This window comes from Halorubrum distributum JCM 10118, assembly GCF_000337335.1.
GTDB lineage: Archaea > Halobacteriota > Halobacteria > Halobacteriales > Haloferacaceae > Halorubrum > Halorubrum distributum.
On record NZ_AOJN01000062.1, the window covers coordinates 46,259 to 67,041 of the forward strand.

Annotated in this window: 25 protein-coding genes; 5 read left to right on the top strand and 20 right to left on the bottom strand. The window is 68.0% G+C overall.

Going from position 1 to position 20,783, the window contains the following annotated elements:
* Positions 1-334: 334 nt before the first annotated feature.
* Positions 335-1,012 (bottom strand): class I SAM-dependent methyltransferase, encoded by a 678-nt coding sequence (locus C466_RS13825; RefSeq protein ID WP_004599242.1) that lies wholly within the window; start codon positions 1,010-1,012, stop codon positions 335-337.
* A 66-nt stretch (positions 1,013-1,078) separates the two neighbouring features.
* On the opposite strand from C466_RS13825, the gene C466_RS13830 reads away from it, so the two are divergent.
* Positions 1,079-1,522: a DUF2391 family protein gene (locus C466_RS13830; protein WP_004599241.1), complete on the top strand. Its 444-nt coding sequence runs from the start codon at positions 1,079-1,081 to the stop codon at positions 1,520-1,522.
* A 21-nt stretch (positions 1,523-1,543) separates the two neighbouring features.
* Here C466_RS13830 and C466_RS13835 read toward each other — a convergent pair whose 3' ends face one another.
* Both C466_RS13835 and C466_RS13840 read right to left on the bottom strand, forming a co-directional pair.
* Positions 1,544-2,119 carry a magnesium transporter gene (locus C466_RS13835; RefSeq protein ID WP_004599240.1) on the bottom strand — a complete coding sequence of 192 codons (576 nt, stop codon included), beginning with the start codon at positions 2,117-2,119 and terminating at the stop codon, positions 1,544-1,546.
* The gene (locus C466_RS13840; protein WP_004599239.1) at positions 2,116-2,688 is read right to left on the bottom strand and encodes a magnesium transporter; all 573 of its coding nucleotides are present in this window, start codon (positions 2,686-2,688) and stop codon (positions 2,116-2,118) included. The genes C466_RS13835 and C466_RS13840 overlap by 4 nt, the downstream gene beginning before the upstream one ends.
* Positions 2,689-2,940: 252 nt before the next feature.
* On the opposite strand from C466_RS13840, the gene C466_RS13845 reads away from it, so the two are divergent.
* Positions 2,941-3,519 (top strand): DUF7090 family protein, encoded by a 579-nt coding sequence (locus C466_RS13845; RefSeq protein ID WP_004599238.1) that lies wholly within the window; start codon positions 2,941-2,943, stop codon positions 3,517-3,519.
* Between the two features lie 31 nt (positions 3,520-3,550).
* Here the strand turns inward: C466_RS13845 and C466_RS13850 are convergent, their stop codons facing one another.
* The gene (locus C466_RS13850; protein ID WP_004599237.1) at positions 3,551-4,465 is read right to left on the bottom strand and encodes a DUF7089 family protein; all 915 of its coding nucleotides are present in this window, start codon (positions 4,463-4,465) and stop codon (positions 3,551-3,553) included.
* Positions 4,465-4,554, bottom strand: coding sequence for a hypothetical protein (locus C466_RS17675; protein ID WP_421644314.1), 90 nt, complete (start codon positions 4,552-4,554; stop codon positions 4,465-4,467). The genes C466_RS13850 and C466_RS17675 overlap by 1 nt, the downstream gene beginning before the upstream one ends.
* Positions 4,555-4,643: 89 nt before the next feature.
* Between C466_RS17675 and C466_RS13855 the strand changes: the two genes are divergently transcribed.
* Positions 4,644-5,111, top strand: coding sequence for a hypothetical protein (locus tag C466_RS13855; RefSeq protein WP_004599236.1), 468 nt, complete (start codon positions 4,644-4,646; stop codon positions 5,109-5,111).
* 121 nt (positions 5,112-5,232) lie between these two features.
* On the opposite strand, the gene C466_RS13860 is transcribed toward C466_RS13855, so the two are convergent.
* The 7 genes from C466_RS13860 to C466_RS13890 all read right to left on the bottom strand — a co-directional run bounded on the left by C466_RS13860 (position 5,233) and on the right by C466_RS13890 (position 10,731).
* Positions 5,233-5,613: a truncated hemoglobin gene (locus C466_RS13860; protein ID WP_004599235.1), complete on the bottom strand. Its 381-nt coding sequence runs from the start codon at positions 5,611-5,613 to the stop codon at positions 5,233-5,235.
* A 172-nt stretch (positions 5,614-5,785) separates the two neighbouring features.
* Entirely contained in the window at positions 5,786-6,967 is a 1,182-nt protein-coding gene (locus tag C466_RS13865; RefSeq protein WP_004599234.1) for an aspartate kinase, read from the bottom strand.
* A gap of 349 nt (positions 6,968-7,316) precedes the next feature.
* Positions 7,317-7,973 carry an OapC/ArvC family zinc-ribbon domain-containing protein gene (locus C466_RS13870; RefSeq protein WP_004599233.1) on the bottom strand — a complete coding sequence of 219 codons (657 nt, stop codon included), beginning with the start codon at positions 7,971-7,973 and terminating at the stop codon, positions 7,317-7,319.
* On the bottom strand, positions 7,974-8,387 hold the full coding sequence (locus tag C466_RS13875; protein WP_004599232.1) for a DUF2073 domain-containing protein: 414 nt from the start codon (positions 8,385-8,387) through the stop codon (positions 7,974-7,976).
* On the bottom strand, positions 8,387-9,028 hold the full coding sequence (locus C466_RS13880) for an Era-like GTP-binding protein (protein ID WP_004599231.1): 642 nt from the start codon (positions 9,026-9,028) through the stop codon (positions 8,387-8,389). The genes C466_RS13875 and C466_RS13880 overlap by 1 nt, the downstream gene beginning before the upstream one ends.
* A 185-nt stretch (positions 9,029-9,213) precedes the next feature.
* Positions 9,214-9,669 (bottom strand): DoxX family protein, encoded by a 456-nt coding sequence (locus C466_RS13885; protein ID WP_004599230.1) that lies wholly within the window; start codon positions 9,667-9,669, stop codon positions 9,214-9,216.
* Positions 9,670-10,731, bottom strand: coding sequence for a WD40/YVTN/BNR-like repeat-containing protein (locus C466_RS13890; RefSeq protein WP_004599229.1), 1,062 nt, complete (start codon positions 10,729-10,731; stop codon positions 9,670-9,672).
* 79 nt (positions 10,732-10,810) lie between these two features.
* Between C466_RS13890 and C466_RS13895 the strand changes: the two genes are divergently transcribed.
* Complete coding sequence (locus tag C466_RS13895) at positions 10,811-11,818, top strand: TatD family hydrolase (RefSeq protein ID WP_004599228.1); 1,008 nt, start codon at positions 10,811-10,813, stop codon at positions 11,816-11,818.
* Positions 11,819-11,987: 169 nt separating this feature from the next.
* Here C466_RS13895 and C466_RS13900 read toward each other — a convergent pair whose 3' ends face one another.
* The 5 genes from C466_RS13900 to C466_RS13920 form a co-directional block, all read right to left on the bottom strand.
* A complete protein-coding gene (locus C466_RS13900) occupies positions 11,988-12,476 on the bottom strand; it encodes a hypothetical protein (protein WP_004599227.1) in 489 nt (162 codons plus the stop codon).
* The gene (locus C466_RS13905; RefSeq protein ID WP_238992704.1) at positions 12,469-13,005 is read right to left on the bottom strand and encodes a nucleotidyltransferase domain-containing protein; all 537 of its coding nucleotides are present in this window, start codon (positions 13,003-13,005) and stop codon (positions 12,469-12,471) included. Before C466_RS13905 ends, C466_RS13900 begins: the two co-directional genes overlap by 8 nt.
* 780 nt (positions 13,006-13,785) lie before the next feature.
* On the bottom strand, positions 13,786-14,058 hold the full coding sequence (locus C466_RS13910; protein WP_004599225.1) for a hypothetical protein: 273 nt from the start codon (positions 14,056-14,058) through the stop codon (positions 13,786-13,788).
* Positions 14,059-14,183: 125 nt separating this feature from the next.
* Positions 14,184-15,068, bottom strand: coding sequence for a fumarylacetoacetate hydrolase family protein (locus tag C466_RS13915; protein ID WP_004599224.1), 885 nt, complete (start codon positions 15,066-15,068; stop codon positions 14,184-14,186).
* Positions 15,069-15,098: 30 nt separating this feature from the next.
* Entirely contained in the window at positions 15,099-16,454 is a 1,356-nt protein-coding gene (locus C466_RS13920; protein ID WP_004599223.1) for an amidohydrolase family protein, read from the bottom strand.
* Between the two features lie 118 nt (positions 16,455-16,572).
* On the opposite strand from C466_RS13920, the gene C466_RS13925 reads away from it, so the two are divergent.
* Positions 16,573-17,307, top strand: a complete 735-nt coding sequence (locus tag C466_RS13925; RefSeq protein WP_004599222.1) for a TetR/AcrR family transcriptional regulator — start codon at positions 16,573-16,575, stop codon at positions 17,305-17,307.
* 54 nt (positions 17,308-17,361) lie between these two features.
* Here C466_RS13925 and C466_RS13930 read toward each other — a convergent pair whose 3' ends face one another.
* The 3 genes from C466_RS13930 to C466_RS13940 are packed head-to-tail and all read right to left on the bottom strand — an operon-like array spanning position 17,362 to position 20,247.
* A complete protein-coding gene (locus C466_RS13930) occupies positions 17,362-17,754 on the bottom strand; it encodes a PhlB family protein (RefSeq protein WP_004599221.1) in 393 nt (130 codons plus the stop codon).
* On the bottom strand, positions 17,751-18,914 hold the full coding sequence (locus C466_RS13935) for a thiolase family protein (RefSeq protein WP_004599220.1): 1,164 nt from the start codon (positions 18,912-18,914) through the stop codon (positions 17,751-17,753). Before C466_RS13935 ends, C466_RS13930 begins: the two co-directional genes overlap by 4 nt.
* Positions 18,904-20,247: a CaiB/BaiF CoA transferase family protein gene (locus C466_RS13940; RefSeq protein ID WP_004599219.1), complete on the bottom strand. Its 1,344-nt coding sequence runs from the start codon at positions 20,245-20,247 to the stop codon at positions 18,904-18,906. The genes C466_RS13935 and C466_RS13940 overlap by 11 nt, the downstream gene beginning before the upstream one ends.
* Positions 20,248-20,783 lie beyond the last annotated feature (536 nt).

A 20,783-nucleotide genomic window follows, 5' to 3' on the forward strand; every position in this document is an offset into this window, starting at 1 on the left:
AAGCGGAGGCGACTGACGAGGCTGGGGAGGCGTGAGGCGCTGTGCGGTGCTGTGCGGGGCGGGACTCAAAGGGGCAGTCGCGAGGGCAGCGCAGGCGAAGCAAGGACCACAGGGAGCGAGCAGCGCGAGCGACCGAGGACCGCAGCGAGCGTGCGCCGCCCTCGCGGCTGGGGCTTTGGAGGTCGCCTCTGCCGACCCGCGATCAGCGATTTATAAGTAATCGGCTGGGGCTTTGGAGGTGATCGCCGCCGATCTGCGATCAGCCATTTATAAACGGATTACGCAGTCTCTGGAAGCATTCACCGCGCCGCCGACGTCTATTTATAAGCCCAGATCAGGGAGCGACGCCGACCGTCAGCAGCGTCCCCCACGTCCGGTAGCGGTCGACCATCGCCTCGCGCGTCTCGTAGCCGTCGACGGGGAACTCGGAGGCGTCGGGAATCTCGGTCTCGCGGTCGGGAATCGCGTCCTGCTCGGCGACGTACAGGCCGGCCTCGCGGAACGCCGCGCGGTACTCCTCGCGCGACCACAGCGTCATCTCGACCGAGATGTTCTCCTGCCACGCGTGGGTCGTCTCGCTCTCCGCGAAGTAGTTCACCGCGCAGTAGAAGGTGCCGCCCGGCTTCAGCACGCGGCGGACCTCTTCGAGCGTGTGGACGGGGTCGGCCGCGTAGTAGAACGCCTCCATCGAGAAGACGTGGTCGAGCGAGTCGTCGGCGAAGGGGAGTTCGTCGAAGTCGCCGACCAAGAACCCGACCGCGTCGTCGTCGGTGTACCCGCGGGCGTTGGTCGCCATCTCCGGGGCGCCGTCGAGCCCGTACCCGCGCCCGATCCCCCGCTCGCGGAGCGCGCGGAGCGCGTAGCCGGAGCCGGTGCCGAGATCGAGGACGGCGTCGCCCGCCTCGACCGGCATCCGCGCCAGGACGTGTTTCGCGGTGTGCCAGTGGCGGTCCTCCATCCCGCGGTCCTTCCCGCTCGCCGCCCACTCGTCGAACTCCTCGCGGACGCTCATACCGGCCGAAGGAGGAGAGCGGTGAAAAACGGCGGTGTTTTACCGGCTCCGCTCCCGCTCGTGGGTATGAAGCGACCGCGAGCGCTCCGCCGCCCGCACTTCCGGGTGGCCGACATCGCCCAGCAGTCGGTCGGGGGGTTCCTGCTCGCGGGCCCGTTCGTCGTCACCGAGGAGGTGTGGGTGCTCGCCGCGGGGATGAACTGGATTCAGGCCGGCGTGACGGCCGCGCTCGTCGGGCTGATCGGGTACGCCGCCCTGTACCGGGCGGACACCGGCCGCGACGTCGACGAGGAGCCGGAGCTGGTCGGGATCCCGACCCGCTTCGTCTCGCTGATGACGGTCGCGTTCGGCTCCGTCCTCCTGCTGGCGTTGCTTTTCGACGCCCCGCACACGTTCCTCGTCGAGGGGGGCATCGGCGACGGCGCGGTGGTGGCGACGTCCGCGAAGGCCGTCTCGCTCGGCGCGGTGTTCAGCGTCGTCGGCGCCGCGACCGCCGACAGCGTGTTCTGATCCGGGCCCGCGCGGTCCGAGTCAGAGGACGACCGAGACGACCGCGAAGAGGATCAGCACGCCGGCGATGTCACAGAGGTTCGTCACCACGGGGATCGTCGTGTCGTCGGGGTTGAGCCCGATCCGGTAGGACGCCTCGACGGCGGCGACGCTGGCGACGACGACGAGGACGGCGAGACACAGCCCGGAGACCAGCGAGATCAGCAGCACCCGGCCGAGCGCGAGCGACCCGCCGAGCGCGAGTCCGATCGCCCACGCCGCGACGCCGACGGCGCCGAAGACGGTCGCCGCGAGCGCGAACACCGCGCCCGCGTTCGCCCGGAGCGCGGGGTTCGAGGGACTGAGCTCGTAGGTCCCAAGATACAGCTGGGTCGTGAGCCGCGAGCAGGTGATCGACGCGAGGTTGCCGGCCGTCCCGATCTGGACCGGCACCAGGACGAGCAGCGCCGGGTACCGCAGGAGCACCGCCTCGTAGGTCTCCAAGACGGTCCCGGAGACGAGCTGAAGCACCGACAGCGCGGCGAGCAGCGGGATCATCGTCCGAACGATCCGCCGGACCGACCACTCGTCGACCGCCGTCGACCGGGGCTCGGTCACGAGACGGCCCCCACGGCGGCGACCCCGACGAGGAGGAAGAACACGCCGAACACGTCGCCGAGGGTCGTGACGACCGGCCCGATGACGTTGTCGGGGTCGAGCCCGCGGCGGTAGCCGACGAAGATGACCGAGATGAGCACGGTGATCATCAGCACCGCCGAGAGGAACCCGGCGACGACCATCACGCCGACCAGCTGGAAGAGGCTCCCGCCGTCGCCGAACAGGACGAGCGTGAGATAGGTGACGACCGCGATGAACACGGAGACGGTCATCCCGTTGAGGAAGGAGGCGACGACCGCGTTCGTGAGCCGGCGGTCCAGCCGGAACCGCGGCTCGATGAGCCCCTGATGGAGCCCGGTCGAGAGCCGGGCGCCGAGCGAGCCGTACACCCCGCCCCGGGTGGCGAGGAACGCCGGCAGGAGGAGGAGGAGTCCGGGAACCTCCGCGATGTTCGCGCGCATGGTGTCGGAGGCGAGTATCGTCCCCGCGAACAGCCCGGCGATCAGGCTGACGGAGATAACCGGGAGCGCCTGCCGATAGATGTCGCGCGCGGAGTCGTGCCCGGGCATCGAACGCACCGACGGCGGGCGGGGCAAAAAAACCGACCGCCGCGAGCGGCGACCGCCGTCGGTCCGCGAGCGCCCGTGAGCGGTTCGGGGAGCGATCGCCGAATAAGTGTCTGTACCTCCAAACGAAACGGTGGGGTCGGTGGCGCACGGACACGACGCCGACCGAGCGCGACGGGAGCGACCCGGCCGCGTCCGACGGTCTCGGACGGCTCCGGCCCGCACCGTTAAGTCCGTCGGGCGAGTTCCGATCCCATGGACTACTCCCTCGCCGTCGAGAACGGGCCGGAGACGATACCGGGCGGGACCGGACTCCTCCTCGTCCACCCGAGCATCGGCGAGACGGACCGGATCGACACGGACTTCTTAAAGACCGACACCGACGCGTTCCTCGTCGTCTCGACGCGGACCACCGCCCGCGAGGTCGAACAGAAGCTGGAGTACTACGACGTCGATGAGACGAAGGCGACCATCCTCGACACGCTCTCCGTCGAGCGCGGGTACTCGCGGCGCACCGCCGACGACGTCTACTACGTCTCCGCGCCGGACGACCTCGACGGCGTCGTCGACCGCGTGGAGCGGTTCCTCACCGAGAACGAGGGGAAGCGGCGCGTCTCGGTCGACTCGCTCACCGAGATGGCCTACTACGCCGACGACGACGCGGTGTACGAGGCCGCCGCCGAGATCCTCGAACTCCTCGACGAGCACGACGCGGTCGGCATCTTCCACCTCTCGGAGGAGGTCCACGAGGTCGCGACGCTCGACCGGTTCCGCGAGCTGTTCGACGGCGTCATCGACCTCGACGGCGAGGGCAACGTCGTCGTCGACGTCTGAGCGGCCGCTTCGCCGCGGGACGCGCGACTCCTCACTCCTCGTCGACGAGCGCCGCGAACGTCTTCTCCGCCCACGCCACCGCGTAGTCGGCCCCGCGCTCTCGGTACGCGGTCGTGTCGAGCGCGCCGTACGGCGCCGGGAGGTCGAGGTCGTGTTTCACCGCCGAGCAGGCGTACTCCGTCGCGCTCGGGAACTCGGTCTCGCCGCGGGCGACCTCGCCGGAGAGGCCGCCGAGCCGGCCGGAGAGCCGCTCGCCGGCGTCGACCCACGCGTCGAACAGCCGGGGGTGTTCGCCCTCCCACGAGGCGAACTCGTCGCGGGCGTGGAGGCCGACCCACGCGTCGAACAGCGCGTTCGCGACCTGGAAGACGTCGGTCGGGCCGAACCCGGTCGTGGATTCGCCCGTCTCGGGGTCGGGACGGCGGATCGCGGCGTCGAGGTCGCGATAGCGCTCGCCGAAGAACGGGAGGAACGACTCGGGAAGACCGGACGAATCGCCGCCGTTCGCGGCGTCACCGTTCGACGAGGCGTCGCCGTTCGACGAGGCGTCGCCGCCGACTGCGCCCGGCGCCGGCTCGCACCCGATCTGGACCAGCCGCTCGGCGATGAGGAACGCGAGGAAGTCCTCCGGGGTCCCCTCAGCGCGCCGCTTGACGAGGACGGTCGGCGGGTCGGTCTGCGCCGTCCGGACGACCGTCCCGTCCCCGGGGAGCCCGACGGTGAACGCCGGGCCGGCGTGCTTCCGGAGCAGGTCGGGTACCGCTTCGGGAAGCCAGTCGGCGGGGTACGACGCGGGGCCGAGCCCGTCGACGAAGAGGCCGAGGTCCTCCGCGGCGGCCGGCGGGAGCGTCTCGAAGTCGGAGTCGACGTCGAGGACGGGCGACCCCGGCGCGTACCGGTCGCGGACCGCCGCGAGGTCGTCGTCGAGCGACCGGGGCGAGAACATCAGGCGAAGACGTACGAGAGGATGATTAGCACCGAGAGGACGGCCGAGACGCCGACCGTACCAACCACGATCTGAGTCGATTTCTTCATGCGCGTTCGTGCGTCCGCCGGTCGTTAAAATCATCCGGTCCGCGGCAAGCGTGCGGCGATTTTATGTCGCCAGACGAGAGTACGGAGGTATGCGAGTTCGTGACGCGGTCGAGGCCGACGCCGCGGCCCTGGGGTCGATGACGGGCCGGCCCGAAGGCGTCGTCCGAAACATGATCCACGACCGGTCGGTACGCGTCGGGGTGACGGACGAGGCGACCGGGCGCGACGCCGCGAGCGACGGGGCGGACCCGGCGGGTCGGAGCGCCGACGACGACACCCCGGTCGACGCGGTCGCGGCGTTCGTCGCGTTCGACGTGCGCGACGGCGTCGTCCACGTGACGAACGTCGAGGGCGACCCCGAGGCAGTCCGGCGGCTGTTCGAGGAGCCGGTGCGGTTCGCGACCCGGGAGGGAATGACGGTCGAGGCCGTCCTCCCGACCGACGGAACCGCGGTCGACGCGGCCGAGGCCGTCGGGTTCGCGGCGGTCGGCTCGGGACCGCGGATCGACGGCGCGTCGACGGCGCGGTACCGGTTCGATCCGGAGGAGGGCGGGTGAAGGTCGGAGACGGTGACCGCCGAATCCGAGGCCCGGTCGAAACCCGCCGGTGCCGACGCGCGGGGGCGGTGCCTCGGGACACGGCGCCCGTGTCGGCCGATCGGGCCGGATCCGTCACCCGTCAGCGATCGGTGCTGTCCGGGCGTGCCAGCAGCTCCTGTTCGTATTCGGCGACCGCCTGTACGACTGCCTCCGCGTCCCGTTCGGGGACGTCGAACTCCGCGAGGCTCTCGTCTAACAGCTCGAGCGCTCTCTGGATGTGATCGGGCGTGAAGGGGACGTGAAGGTGCGCTTCGCGGACTGGCGCGGCGTCGTAAGTCTCCGGGCCACCCGCTTTTTCGCAGAGGAAGTCGGTTTGCGTCCGTCGGAGCGTCTCCATGTCCGCGTCGGCGAAGAACGGTCCCAGCACGTCGTCGTCGAGAAGCCTGTCGTAGAAGTCGTCCACCACGCTCCGAATCCCCTCGTGGCCACCGAGACGTTCGTACAGGGTCTCCTCGGTCATACTCGGCGTATCACGCTAAAATGCGAAATAGCTCACGGAGTCGCGTTACGCGTCGGCCGAGCGGTCGATCGCGTGTCAACCCCCGTGGTGTCTCCCGTGGCGTGTTGAACGCGGTCGCTGTGGTCAGGGGCGACGTTTCGCCGGACCGAACCGTCTCCCGCGGGCGGGTCGCTCAGTCGAAGCGGTCTTGGACGATTTCGAGCGCCTCCTCGCGGTCGTCCCAGTCGACGAACACCGCGACGGAGGTCGCGCTCGTGATCAGGTCGATGATGTTGATGCCGGCCTCGGCGATGGGCGCGATGATCTCCTGGATGACGCCGGACTGGTTGGGAAGCTCGCCGCCCGTGACGCGGATCACGGCGATGGGGTCGGCGACGGTGACCGAGGAGAGCGCCTCGTCGGTGACGACCGCCTCGTGGAGCAGCGCCTCGGCGGTCTCGGCGACGTCGACGTCGACGTAGAAGGTGACAGAGTCCATCCCCGAGGCGACCGCGTCGATGTTGATCTCCTCGGCGCGGAGCGCGTTCGCCAGCTCCGAGAGGATCCCCGGTCGGTTGCGGATCGCCCGGCCCGCGATGGTGAGGCACGCGAGCGGCTCCTCGCGCATGTCGATCAGGCTCTCGAACTCGCCCTCGATCCGGGTGCCGCCCCGGAGCAGGTCGCCGTGCTGGTAGTGGACGACCCGAACGTCGAGCCCCTCGTCCTTGTACGAGAGCGCGGAGGGCGCGACCACCTCGGCGCCGCGGAAAGAGAGGTTGCGAAGCTCGTCGACGGTGATCTGGCCGACGTTGCGCGCGCCCTCGACGACCCGCGGGTCGCCCGTCATCACGCCCTCGACGTCGGTGACGATGACGACCTCGTCGGCGTCCATGTAGTTGCCGAGCATGACCGCGGTCGTGTCCGACCCGCCGCGGCCGAGCGTGGTGACGTTGCCGTCGTGGTCCTCGGCGAGGAACCCAGTGATGATCGGGACGACGCCGTCCATGTCGGCGGCGATCTCCTCGGCCCGACGCTTGGTCTCCGCGACGTCGACCTCGCCGCGCTCGTCCGTGATCACCGGCCAGTCCGGGTGTCCGGGTTCGAGGAAGACGGCGTCGACGTCGCGGACGGAGAGCGCGGCCTTCAGCATGCGGACGCTGGTGCGCTCGCCCATCGAGACGATCTCCGCGCGGTCGGCGTCGTCCGTCTCGAAGGTGATGTCGTCGAGGAGGTCGTCCGTGGTCGACCCCATCGCGCTCGCGACGACCGCGATCTCGTGGCCGGCCGCGACGGCGCTCGCCACCGAGTCGGCGGCGCGTTCGATCCGGTCGCCGCTCCCGAGGCTCGTGCCGCCGAACTTGGCGATTACGCGCATGCGGCTACTCCGTTCCGCGTCCGTGCGGGTCGGTCTCCGAGAGACGGTCGAGGCGGTTCGAGGGCGACGGCGCGGTCCGGACCGAGGCCGGAGTCCCGGCCCGGTCGGCGGAAGCGATCGGTAAACATGCGACTCCGTAGCGGAGGAAGCCGGATAACAGTATCTTCTTCGACAAGGGTCGCCCGAATCGCAGAACCGCACGAATCGGCGGCCGCGAGCGGGTGAAAACGAAACGAACGATCAGCGCATTTCGGAATCGGAGGTCGGGGTGTGTGAGGGACGCGCGCAGAGGACGGAGGGACGCGCGCAGGGGACGGAGGGACGCGCGCAGGGAAGACGGATAGAGGCGCTACTCGTCCTGAATGCCCCACGCGTCGGGCATCTCGATGACGTAGCGGCCGTCCTCCTGGAGAGAGATGATGTACTCCTGTCTGTCGTACAGCTCCATCAGGTTGAGCTCGTACTGCCCGGGGCTGACGATGCGGATGCTCTCGAACTGGTCGTTGAGCTCGTCGCGGAGCGCGTCGATGCCGGGCTGCGGCTCCTCTTCGGCCGGCGGCGCGTCGGCGGGCTCGACGTCGCGGCTCGCGCGGTCGAGCTCGTCCGGCGACACCACCTCGGAGCGCGCGCTCGCCTGCGCGGTGTCCTCGTCGCTCCGGTCCGCGATCTGTTCCGTGCCGTCGGCTTCGCTCGCGGAGTCGGCGCTCGCAGCGGCTTCGTTCGGCGTCTCGTCCGCGGACTCGCTCGGACGACGGTCGGCCGCGCTCTCGTCGGGCGCCGGCTCGTCGGCTGGGGCCGGCGGCGTCCTGTCGGACGGGTCGACGGCGGAGCCGGACGGTCCGGCGGGGGAGCCGGACGCCTGATCGGCCTCGTCGGCACTCGGGTCCTCCGTCGCGCCGGCGGGCTTGAACTGGAACTTGTTCCCGCCGCAGTCGGGACAGCCCGACAGCATCTCCTTGGAGCCGTCGGGGAACGTCCGCCCGCAGGTGGTACACTGATGGGGCATCTACTTGCGGGAGACGAGCGTGCTGATGAGGTTCTCGTCTTTGTGGAGGGTCTCGATGCGGTTCGCCGGGCCGATCACCGTGAGCTTCTGGGTGGACTCGCGGCCCATCAGCTTGTCGAGGAAGCTCTGGTCGCCCGCCTCGGCCTTGGGGTACGTCTCGATCTCGATGCCGGTGAAGTCGTCGGGACTGATCTCGGTCATCGTCACCTCGATGAGCTTCGACTCCTCGTCCGGGGAGAGCCCCTCTTCGAGGATGACGATGTTGCCCTCGCGGACGCCGTCGAGGATGAGCCGGATCTTCTCCATGCTCGTGAGTCCCTCCATCCGCGCGCCGCTTATCATGTCGATCCGGACGCCGTCGTCGCCGTCGTCGGGGTCGTCCGCCGCGTCGACGTTGGCTTTCGGGCCGGGCATCAGCCGAAGTACTCCGCTATCTTGGTGTACACTTCGTCCATGTTGTCGCCCTCCAGCGCGGACAGCGGAATCGTCTCGTGTTGCGGGAAGGCGTTCGCGATCTGCTGGACGTCCGACCCCGGCAGGTCCGTCTTGTTCGCGAGGATGAGCGCGGGCAGGTCCTGCGACTCGATGATCCCGATCAGCATCGTGTTCACCTGCGTGAACGGGTCCGTCGTGGAGTCGAGCACGTAGATGACGCCGTCGACGTCCTCGCGGAGCCAGTGCATCGCCTCCGCGACGCCCTCGGTCGCCTCGCGCGACCGGCGGACGGCGTCGTCCTTCTCCATGTCGTGGTCGAGGAACTCCTTGTAGTCGACCTTCGTCGTCACCCCGGGGGTGTCGACGATGTCGATGGTGACCGTCCGCCCGTTGCGTTCGATCTCCACGTTCTCCTTCCGGCGGGCCCGGCGAGTCTCGTGGGGGATGTGGCTCTCTGGGCCGACGGCGTCACCCGTCCAGTCGCGTGCGATCCGGTTTGCGAGGGTCGTTTTACCGGCGTTCGGCGGTCCGTAGATCCCGATCCGCTTGGGCTCGTCGGCCGCGAACAGGCCGTCCGTGACCCGCGATATGCTGTCTCTGAGATTCGTGAGCAGTCCCATCCTGACCTCCAGTCCGTGTGGTTTTCCCGAACACCGCGTTCGTTTCCGCGACGCCGTTCGATCCGACGCTCGACGCCCGTTCGGGGGATTACGGTAGCATCCACGCCGCGGTCACTTAAGAACTGCGTCAGACATCGCCGATCCGGAGCGTCGGCGCCGGACGAACGCGAAATCGGGAGACAGAACTACGGTTCGTCGCTCTCGCTCGCGGCGTCGCCCTCTCCGTCGCCCCCGCTCGCGGCGTCGAGGAAGACGAGGGCCCCGCCGAGCAGCGCGAGGTTCTTCACGAAGTTGATCTTGTTGCCGTGGCGCTCCTTCCCCTCCATCGTCCAGAAGTCGTGGATGGCGGGCGTCGTCCCGAGGAAGAAGACGACGACCGCGCCCGCGGCCGCCCGCGGGAGCCGCCAGAGGACGATCCCGAGGTTCGCGACCAGCAGCATTCCGGTGACGAACGGAACGAGGACGTCGGGCATCGGGACGCCCTTCTCCTCGGCGACGGCGACGCGCTTGTCGTTGTTCTTGAACCCGTCGACGGCCATGTACGCGAGGACGCCGCCGTACAGCGAGCGGCCGAGCAGCGACGGCGCGTCGCGACCCCGGTCCGCGTCCGACCCGTCGGGAGAATCAGTGTCGGCGGCCATTCAGACCACCTCGATCCGGCTGACGTTCGCGTCGACGCGCCCCACCGTCTCGTAGGTCGGACCCTCGTCCTCCTCGCCGGGGAGGCGGCGCATGATCCGGCCCTCCACGTCGTCGCGCTCGTCGGGCACGTCGAAGAGGCCGGAGCCGCAGAGGGCGTCGCCGTCGTAGACCGCCCACGTCTCGATGACCTCGTGGGGCTCGCCGGGGAAGTCGACGCGCTCGAAGTCGCGGCCGAAGTTGGTGGACTCGAAGAGGGCGACTCCGTGGTCGTCGTTCACCCACGCCGGGGGCGCCTCCTCGCCGCCGCAGAAGATAACCCGCCCGTCGTGGACGAACACGCGGCGGATGTACGAGAAGTCGTTCCCGGTGTCGATCCGCTCGAACGACTCGCCGGCGTCCGTCGTCCGCCACAGGCCGCCCTCGCCCACCGCGTGGCCGAGGCCGAGGTTCTCCAGGTCGTGGTCGAGGTACCCGGTCGCGACCAGCCACACGTCCTCCGAAACGGGGAGGATCTGGTGAACGTCGTCGACGATGGCGTCCCGGTGGTCGGACCACGTGCGGCCGCCGTCGCGGCTGACGTGGATCCCGCCGGCCTCGACGCCCGCGATCAGGTGGTCGGGGCGGCCGGGGACCGTCTCCAGCGCGCGGAGGCGTGCGTAGTGGGGATCGATCGGCGACTCCCAGTGGCCCCGCGAGGGGAGCTCGCGGAACCCCTTCTGTTCGGTCCACGTCTCCCCGCCGTCGACCGACCGGAAGATGTACGGGTCGTTGGTGCCGGCGTACAGCGCGCCGTCCGCGGTCGCGAGGATCGACCAGACCTCGCTCTGCCCGGCGTGCCAGAAGCGGTCGCCGACGGGTACTTCGAGGTCGGTCCACGTCTCCCCGCCGTCGACCGAGCGGTACGCGCCCGTCGAGGAGGCGACGAAGACGCCCTCGGTGTGGTCCCACGACTTCACGGCGGTGACGACCCCGCAGTCGAGGACGTGGTCGAGCTCGTCGCGCTCGAAGGGGACGTCGTCGGCTCGGTACAGCCCGGAGTCTGTCCCGATTAACAGTGTCATATTCGGGCGTCGGTCGGCGGGGCAATAAAGTTTTACCAACCTGTAAAACGCTAAGTGTCCGGGGGGCGATGGGGAATCCATGCCCGCACCTCACGCCACCGTTCGCCCAACTGACGCCGACCACCTGAACGAGTCGGCCGCCGACCTCCCGACCGAGCTGCTGAACCTGCCGTGGATCGACCCGCACAACCACGCGCACACGCTCTCGTGGGAGGACCGCGAGCGGTACGCCCTCTCCGGCTGCCGGTCGATGGTGATGGTGTCGTCGGGGTACCACTGGACACCCTACAAGCCCGTCGAGGCGGGCGACATCCGCTTCCTGTGGGACGACGCGGTCAACCGTCGCCGAGCGATCGAGCGCAACCACTTCTTCGAGGCGAAGCTGAGCCTCGGCGTCCACTCCGGCGTCCGGATCGAGGACCCCGACGAGCTGCTGGCCGCGATGGACGACTACTGCGCGCTCGACGAGGTGGTCGCCGTCGGCGAGACGGGCGTGACGCCGACTCAGCACGTCGAGCGCTGGGACGTCGACGCACAGCAGGCGGTCGTTCAGGCGCAGATGGAGCTCGCAGACGACCACGGCCTCCCGGTCCTGCTCCACACGCCGAACACCACGCCCGACGCGAAACGGGAGTACCGCGACGACCTCGGCGTCACCCCCGGCTACGAGAAGAACGCCGGGCTCGGCACCGAGCCCGTCCTGGACGGCGAGAACCCGGCGCTGGAGGCGGTGAAACGCGATGTGGAGGCCGCGAGCGACGCGGGCCTCGACGAGGAGCGCGTCGTCGCCTCGCACGCGGACGCGAACAACACCGCGTACCTGATGGCGGAGACGGACTGCTATCTGAGCTACACCATCGGCCACTCGTGGCTCGTGGGCGTCGACGCCGCCGACGTGGCGAACGCCATCGACGAGTACGGCCCCGAGCGGATCATGATCGACACCGACACCGCGAACGTGCTGCGCACGGACCCCTACGCGGTGAAGCGCGCGATATTCGAGCTGTACCGCTACGGCATCGACGTCGATGACATCCGGACCGTCGTGTACGAGAACCCGCGGGACGTGTTCGGGCTGGCGGAGTAGGATATTCAAATCGGTCCGCGGGGTCGCGGTGGCGTTGCCGGTGGCTCTGCCGCAGCCTCCGAGAGACGTACTGCGATTCCGTGCGTGGCTGACAGCGACCGTGAGACGACGGTGTGCGAGGGAGAGTCGCGAACGAGGCGAGCGACGGGGACCGCGGTTTGGGGGAGCTTTACCTCCGACAGAGACACTCGTGTGACACTCGGGTTACATCGATAAGGTGGCGGTGGATGTCGTCGGCCAAGGAGTACATCGCCTTCGCCTGTTCCTTCGTTGCGATGCCGAGCCTGTAGTAGGTCTCCGTTCGGTTCCGGTTCCACAGCTCAGCGAGGTCATCCCCGAAGGCATCGTCGTAGAGACCGATCTCGGCGCCCCGTTGGTAGAGCCGCCGGTGGCTACTGATGACCTCCGAGGGTGACATCGCTCCGTCGTGGATCAACCGGAACTGGATCGTGCGCTCGATGGCGACGAACGCCGACTCGATCACGACCGTGTAGTATCCTCGGTCGAGGAGGTTCGATCCGACCTCCAACAGCCGGCAGGCACGGCGAAGTTGGACCAGCTCCGCGTCGTCAACGTCCAAACCCTCCTCGATCGTTCCGGGGCTGCCCTCGAAGCTCCGCTCGGCCTCCGCCAATCGATCTCGGATATCGTCATTCATCGGCGTACACCTCGGTCCGGAGCTCTGAGAAGAGGTCGGAATCGACCAACGTGATGGCATCATCGAACTGGGGACGAAGCTGGTCGCCGATTCGTCGGACGCTGTCCGTCGATTCGACGAGCGGCTGGTAGGTGTACCGGTTCCCCTCGAACCGTCGGTCTTCGAGGTCGCTGACGATCGACTGGACGGTCCGACGAGCAGCGGTCCGATCTTCGTCAACGATCACCAGTAGGTCGATGTCGCTGGTCCGATCCGCTTTCCCCCGAGCGACGCTGCCGAATAGGACGACACCGACTAAATCGTCCAGTTCCTCACGGGCTCGTCGGAGGAAGGCCCGGACCGGGTGGTGGAACTCGCTTTGCGGGATCGAGAGAATCGGGTCCGGTTTCGTGAGCCGCTCACGGTTGATCCGGACCTGCCGGGTCCGACCGTCCTGTGCCGTTTCGACGACGTCAAGCTCCGAAAGCAGCTTCACTGCCTTCGAGATCGTCCCCTGGTTCGCCCCCGTGAGACTCGCGAGTTCGCTCATCGAGTACGTCGCGTATGGCTGATCTACGAGAACCGCAAGAACGTCCTCCATTGCTTGGTATCGAAACACCCGATCCTCCGGAAACGGATATCGCAGTTCGATCGAGATCGACTCTTTCTCATTAGGCATACAATTCCTATTAGGAAACAGTGTAAAAACTCTGCCGATGAACTGGGTCGATTAGGACGGCTTGCCACGGTTAGAATTCGATGTTTCAGGCGTATTTCCCTCAAAAAGTGGCGTATTGTGAGTCGTTCCGGTGGATACGAACATAGCGACGAACGAGAGCGAGAGTGAGTATCGCAGATCGACGTTGCCGATTCTGGATTTAGATAGCCGTGAGCGACAGCGAGGAGCGCTTATAAAATGAGAGTACGGTGGCGCGCCTGCGAGCGGCCGGAGCGAAGCGGAGGCCGCGAGCCAGCCCGCGAGGGACGCGGTGAGCGAGGGGCGACTGCAGGGAGCCCTGAGCGAACCGCGAGGCTGGGGAGGTGTGAGGCTGCGGTGCTGTGCGGTACGGGGTGGGACTCAAAGAGGCAGTCGCGAGGGCGACGTAGGCGACGCAAGCACTGGAACGAGGGAGCGAACGCAGTGAGCGACCGAGTGAAGCGCGCAGCGATCGTACGTCGCCCTCGCGACTGGGGCTTTGGAGGTACTCACCGCCGATCTGTAATCAGCTATTTATAACTGAACGGCCGGAGCTGTAGAGAAGTTCACTGTACGGGTTTCGTTGAGATTCTCGGCAGAGAAGCCGTTCCGATTTTGATCAGTCGAGCCCACTTAAAAACCGCCCACCGCAGGGAGTACCGTTCCGAGAAGAGTCAGACAGGCGGCACCGACCAACGCCAGAAGGACGAGAGGAGGGGCAGTAAACTCCTCTGGGTCGGTTTGAAGCGATTCGTAGCCGGCAACGGCGAGCATTCCAGCCCCACCGATCGCCATGAGCAGTATCGGGATGCTGCGATCGCCGGCGACGAGCGACGCTACCGCTGGCCCTCCGATTGAGGTTCCGATAACGGCGAATGAGCCAGTGTAGAGGTACAGATCCTCCATTGGCGATGTAACAGCGCGAGGACACTTGTAGGTTGGTTAGCGATGTACGAGCGAGTCCGAAGAATGCGATTTCGACGAAGCCGCCACGTCGGTAATCTTTTATAAATCCCGAGGAGGCGAGGATCCTACTCCGTCTCGAACTGGTTCGTGAGTTCGCCGACGCCCTCGACGCCGATGGTAACCGAATCGCCGTCGCCGAGCAGCACCGGGGGATCGCGGTAGACGCCGACGCCGGGCGGCGTACCAGTAAAAATCAGATCGCCGGGTTCGAGCGTGAACGCCTGGCTACAGAAGGAGATCAGCTCGTCGACGCCGAATATCAGGTTCTCGGTCGAGGACTCCTGAAGCCGCTCGCCGTTGATCTCGGCGAAGATCTCGAGGTCGTGGGGGTCGCCCACCTCGTCGGTCGTGACGAGCTCAGGCCCGGTCGGGGCGAACGTGTCGAGGCTCTTCCCGCGGACCCACTGGCCGTCGCCGTGCTGGAGGTCGCGCGCGGAGACGTCGTTGCCGACCGTGAAGCCGGCCACGTGGTCCATCGCCTCGTCGGGCTCGACACGGCGGGCGCGCTCGCCGATCACGGCGACGAGTTCGGCCTCGTAGTCGACCTTCTCGGTGTAGTCGGGGTCCCAGCGGACCGCGTCGTCGGGGCCGACGACCGAGGTCGGGAACTTCGAGAAGAGGACCGGCTCGTCCGGGATCTCGTTGTCGCCCTCCTCGGCGTGGTCGCGGTAGTTCAGCCCGACGCAGACGACCTTCTGCGGGTCGTCGACGGGGGCGGCGCGGTCGAGGTCCGCCGAGTCGCGGACGCCGACGCCGGTCTCGGCGGCGTGTTCGACCGCGAGGTCGACCTTGCGGCGCCACTCCCAGTCGGCGAGGAGGTCGCTGGTTCGGTCGGGAACGTGGATCCCGGCGGCGGCGCCGGCCTCGGCGAGGTCGACGACGCCGTCGTCGGTCGCGACGCCGGGCCACGGTGTCTGTTCGTCCGTCGTACGGTATTGTCCGATTCGCATGTGAAATGTGGGTGTTGTCGGTCCGCGGCGTTACAGGTCGATCCCGGCCTCGTCGAGCAGGCGCTCGCCGGAGGCGACGAAGCGGTCGAACTCCTCGTCGACCTTCGGGTTCGTCAAGTCGCCGTCGCGCTTGACGACCTCGCCGTCGACGAGGACGGTGTCGATGTGCGAGGGGTCGGTCTGGAACACGACCGTCTGGACCGGGTCGTGGCAGGGCGCGGTCATGAAGTCGTCCGCGTCGAACAAGACGAGGTCGGCGCGCTTGCCGGGCGTGATCGTCCCGATCTCGTCGTCGAGGCCGAGCGCCTTCGCGCCCTCGATGGTGGCCATCTCCAGGGTGTCGCGCGCGGAGATGCTCACCTCGGTGACCTCCTCGTCGCCCTCCAAGACCGCCTGGTTGTCGAACATGCGCTGGAGCTGCAAGCCGATCCGCATCTGGCTGCCCATGTCGCCGCTGACGTTCGAGCAGACGTCGACGCCCCACGCCGGGCGGCCGCCCGCCTCGAGCACCTTCCCGGTGACGGGGATGCCGTGGCCCATCTGCATCTCGACCTCGGGGGTCGACGAGAAGGAGACGCCCTGCTCGACGGCGTGGTCGATGTCCTCCTGGGTGAAGTGGTTCCCGTGGGCGACGTTGACGTCGGGGCCGAGCATGTCCTCGATGGCGCCGAAGCCCTGGTAATCGTCGCCGTACTCGGAGGACGGCCACAGCGCGGCGCCCATGTGGATCGTCGAGAGCGCGCCGAGGTCCCGGGCCAGTTCGAGGTCCGCGCGGGCGGTCTCGGGGGTACAGAAGTCCGGGCCGCGGAGCCCGAGAGCGAGGCTGAGCAGGTCGTCGTCGCGGATCTTCTCCTCGTGGAGGCTACGGATCTTCTCCTCGGGGAGGCCGACGTCGCTCTCGTACCACCACTTCGCCGCGTCGTCGCCCGGCGGGCCGTACGTGTACACCGCGCGCAGGCCGGTGTCCTGCAGCGCGTCGACCGCGCGTTCGCCGTGCTCGAGCGTGTTCGGGTACGACCAGTCGAGGGCCGTCGTCGTCCCGGTGTTGAGCTTCTCGAAGGCGCCGTAGAGGCCGCCGAGGTACATGTCCTCGGGCTGATAGATCCCGGTGATGTTGCCGAGCATGTGGTCGAAGTACTCGCCCATGAGCGACCAGTCGCCGGCGATGCCGCGCATCTGCGTCTGCGCGAGGTGAATGTGCGAGTCGACGAACCCCGGGACGACGATCTTCCCGGTAGCGTCGATCTCCTCCGCGTTCGACGCCGACAGTCCGGTACCGACCTCGATTATCTCCCCGTCCTCGATCAGGACGTCGGCCGCCTCGAACTCCCCAACGTCCGGGTCGAGCGAGACCACGGTCCCGTTTCGCACGATCGTCTGTGTCATGTTCGATAATAGGGTTTGACCAAGAGGTTAAAACTTTACCGGGCGGTAAAGGTCGACGGCGGCGACCGTAGGCTCGGAGAGGCAACCGTATTATGTACCTCACACGTAGAGTACCCGTATGAGCGAATCACGGGACGGATCGGCGAGCGAATCCGTCGAGTCCCCGACCGACGGCGCCGACGCTGGAACGGGTGATTCCGAAGGGAACCCTCCAACGGAGACCTCCTCCGACGGGTCCGGCGAGTCCGGCGAGGAGACGGTCTCCTCCAAGGACACCAAGGAGGTGATAATGGAGGCGACCTTCCGCGCGCTGAGCAAGCACGGCTACAAGGACCTCCGGATGCGCGACATCGGCGAGGAGATGGACCTCACGCGGCAGGTGATCCACTACCACTTCGACGGGAAGTACGACCTCATGTCCTCGTTCCTCGAACACATCATCGACCAGTACGAGGGGAGCGTGGTCGTCGAGGGCGACGCGGACCCGCGGACCGAGCTTCGAGCCCGCGTCGACCAGTGCCTGTTCGGCCCCGAGTTCGAGGAGTTCAGCCACTGGGACCGGATGAAGGTGTACCACGAGCTGTACACGCAGGCGCAGAACGACGGCGAGCACCGCGAGGTGTTCAACGAACACTACGACCGCCTCCGCGGCAGCATCGTCGAGGTCGTCGAGGAGGGGATCGAGGAGGGCGTCTTCCGCGACGTCGACGCCGAGCGGATGGGCCAGCTGGTGACCGACGTGATCCACGCCGCGCGCGGGCGCCGGATCTCGCTGGGTCACGAGGACGCGCCCGAAGAGGCCCGGAAGGCGATGGACGAGTTCATCTTCGAGTCGCTGGAGCGGACGGAGTAGGCCGGGATCACCGACGTCGACCGAACCGAACCCCCGACCGCGTTTCTGCGATCGCTACGACTCCTCGGCGGCGACGAGCCGCGGATCCGTCCGGTCGGGCCCGTCGCGAAGCCGGTGGGAGCCGTCGAATCGAACGCGATCGCCGGGAGACAGGTCGGCGGCGGCGGCCTGCGCGATCAGTCGGACCTCGTCGAACCGTACCAGCGCGAGGTGGTTCGGCGCGCGGACGTCCGGCGGCGTGGTCTCGACCGTCGTCGTCGCGACGACCGCCCCCGTTTCGAGTCGAACCGACGCGGCGTCCGCCGCCGACCGGTCGCAGTCCGGGCAGCGGCGGCGGTCGTAGTACCAGCGTCGCCCGCAGTCAGCGCAGGCGAAGGCGCGGTCCGCGGGGAGGTCGCGGTCCGCGGCGGCGCCGTTTTCCGGGACTCCGCTGTTTGAGCCCGTCACGCACGCAACACCGTACAGACGCTGTTGTTCCCGAACCCGGCGACGTTGATCGCGAACGCCGTCTCCGCGCCGTCGACGCGGCGGCTCTCTGGGAGGTCGCCCCGGAGCTGCCACACGAGCTCGACGATCTGCGAGAGGCCGGTCGCGCCGAGCGGGTGGCCGCGGGCCTTGAGCCCGCCCCCGGGGTTGACCGGGAGGTCGCCGTCGAGCGCGGTGTCGCCGTCGAGCGTCGCCACCCAGGCGTTCCCGGGGTCGTAGAAGCCCAGCTCTTCGAGTTCGATCAGTTCGAGGACCGTGAACGCGTCGTGGATACAGGCGACGTCGACGTCGTCGGGGGCGATTCCGGCCCGGTCGAAGACGCGCTCGCCCGCGGTCCGGACTGAGTCGATGGAGAGCGGGTCCGGGCGCTCGGCGACGGCGTGGGTTCCCGTCGCGCTCGCGGTGCCTGCGACGCGCGGGCCCGCTGGGTGTCCGGCGTCGTCCTCGTCGGTTGCGCGGGTCAGCACGACCGCCGCGGCGCCGTCCGACATCGGACAGCAGTCGTACAGTCGAAGCGGCGCGGCGACGACCGGGGAATCGAGCGCGTCCTCGACGTCGATCGGCTTGCGGAACTGCGCGACGGGGTTGTGGACCGCGTTCCGGTGGTTCTTCGCCGCGACCGCGGCGAGCGCCTCGCGGGGCGCGTCGTGGCGGTCGAGGTAGGCACCGGCGGCGAGACCGCCGAAGGAGGGGAGCGTGACCCCCTGCGCGTACTCGCGGGGGTGGACGAGCCGGCTGATCGCCTCGGTGACGCTCCGGGTGTCGCCCGCGGACATCTTCTCGGCGCCGACGACGAGCGCGATGTCGGCGGTCCCGCTTTCAACGCGGTCGACGCCTCGGTGGAAGGCGCTCGCGCCGGTCGCACTCGTGTTCTCGACGCGGTCCGCGGACGCGCCGTCGAGGCCGAGGGCGGCCGCCAGTGCGTTCGCGAGGCCCGCGCTCTCGTCGAGCGCCTCGGCGAGGGCGTTGCCGAAGTGGAGCGCGTCGACGTCGGCGGGGTCGACCCCGGCGTCCGCGAGGGTCTTCTCGGCAGCCGCGGCGGCCAGGTCGGCGAGCGGGCGCTGGGAGTCGCCCTCGAACGGGGTCATGCCGACGCCGCTGACGCGGACCTCAGTCTCCATTCGCGTCGGTATCGTCCGCCTCGTCGGCGTCGCCCGCCTCGTCGGCGTCGCTCTCGTCGGCGTCGCTCTCGTCGGCGTCGCCCTCGTCGGCGTCGTCCGCGTCGCCGAACACCCCCAGCTCCGCGAGGCGGTCGATCTCGGCCTCCGAGTAGCCGTGCTCGCGGAACACCTCGCGGTTGTGTTCGCCGAGCAGCGGCGGCGGGAGTTCGAAGCCGCTCTCGGCGTTGCGAAACTTGAGCGGGTGTTCGATCACGGGCACCTCGCCGAGTTCGGGGTGGTCGATCTCGGTGATGGTGCCGCGGGCGTCGATCTGCTCACTGTTGAGCGCCTCCTCGACGCTGTACACCGGGCCCGCGGGGACGCCGGCGTCCTCGGCGATGACCTCGATCCACTCGTCGGTCGTCTTGTCGGCGAGCGTGGCCTCGATCTCGGCCTCGAGTTCGTCGAGGTGTTCCACGCGGTCGGCGTTCATCTCGAAGCGCTCGTCTGCGGGGAGGTCCGGTCGGTCGAGGGCCTCGCAGAGCTCGCCCCAGAGCTTCTCGTTGAGGATACAGATGTTGATGAACCCGTCCTTCGTCTCGAACGTCTGGTACGGGGCGAGGACGGGGTCTTTCGTCCCCATGCGCTTCGTCTCCTCGCCCGCGAACACCATGCCGGCCTGCTTGGTGAGCCACGGGAGGGTGGCCTCCAGCATCCCGAGGTCGATGTACTCGCCCTCGCCGGTCCGCTCCCTGCGGTAGAGGGCCGTCGTCGCGCCGAAGGCGGCCCACATCGCCGTGATCAGGTCCGTCATCGGCAGGCCGACCTTCACGGGCTGGCGGTCCGCCTCGCCGGTGACGCTCATGATCCCGCTCATCCCCTGAATGAGGAGGTCGTACCCGGACCGCTCGCGCCACGGACCGGTCTGGCCGAACGCCGAGATCGCGAGGTATATCAGGTCGTCGTTGTGCTCGGACAGCGTGTCGTAGTCGACGTCGAGCCGCTCCGCGGTTCCCGGGCGGAAGTTCTGGATGAAGATGTCCGCCTCCTCGACGAGTTCATACAGCGCCTCCTTGGCGTCGTCGTTCTTCAGGTCGAGTTCGAGGCTCTTCTTCCCGTAGCTCAGCGTCCAGTAGTACGGCGACTCGCCCTTGATGAACGGCGGCCCGGAGTGGCGGACGGCGTCTCCGTAACCGGGCTGTTCGATCTTGACTACCTCCGCGCCCTGGTTCGCGAGCATCGCCGAGCAGAAGCCGCCGGTGACGAACGTCGAGAGGTCGAGGACAGTGACGCCGTCCAGGATCCGCCCGCTACCCGGGGAGCCCGCGGAGCCCGTGTCGTCGGTATCGGTCATCCAACCACCTCGTCCGGAATTCGGAATCCTCTCATTGCTGTGTGTACGGTTTGCTTACCAGATGGTAAAACTATCGGCGTCGACCGTGATATTTGGCGGTCCGGTGGAGTCAGACGGGACGATCCGGCGGTCGGGAGCCGACTGGCAGGACGAGTCGACGGGATACCGGTCGTTGTTCGGGAGCCCCCCACCCCTTCGTTTCGGGTGGAACCGCGTAAGCTGTCGGGGGGTGGGTCAGGTGTGTGAGGTCGATCCGGATCCTCTCAGATAATTCTGCGTTCAGATCTAAATAAAACAACCACAATAACTCTAATATATTCTAACAGGGATTGTCGAGGGTACTGTTCAAACCTTGTGGTAATAAAACCACCGGTACCAAAATCCCGCCTCCCACCCCCACCACCCTGTTTCCTCGTTCCACCCGAAACAAAGGGGTGTGGGGGTCTCCCCGATCGAGTCGACTCGACGGAGCCGAGAAACGAGGGGCGAAGCCCACGCGACGGAACCGCTGAACGGAACTGCCAGTCCGAGGACGG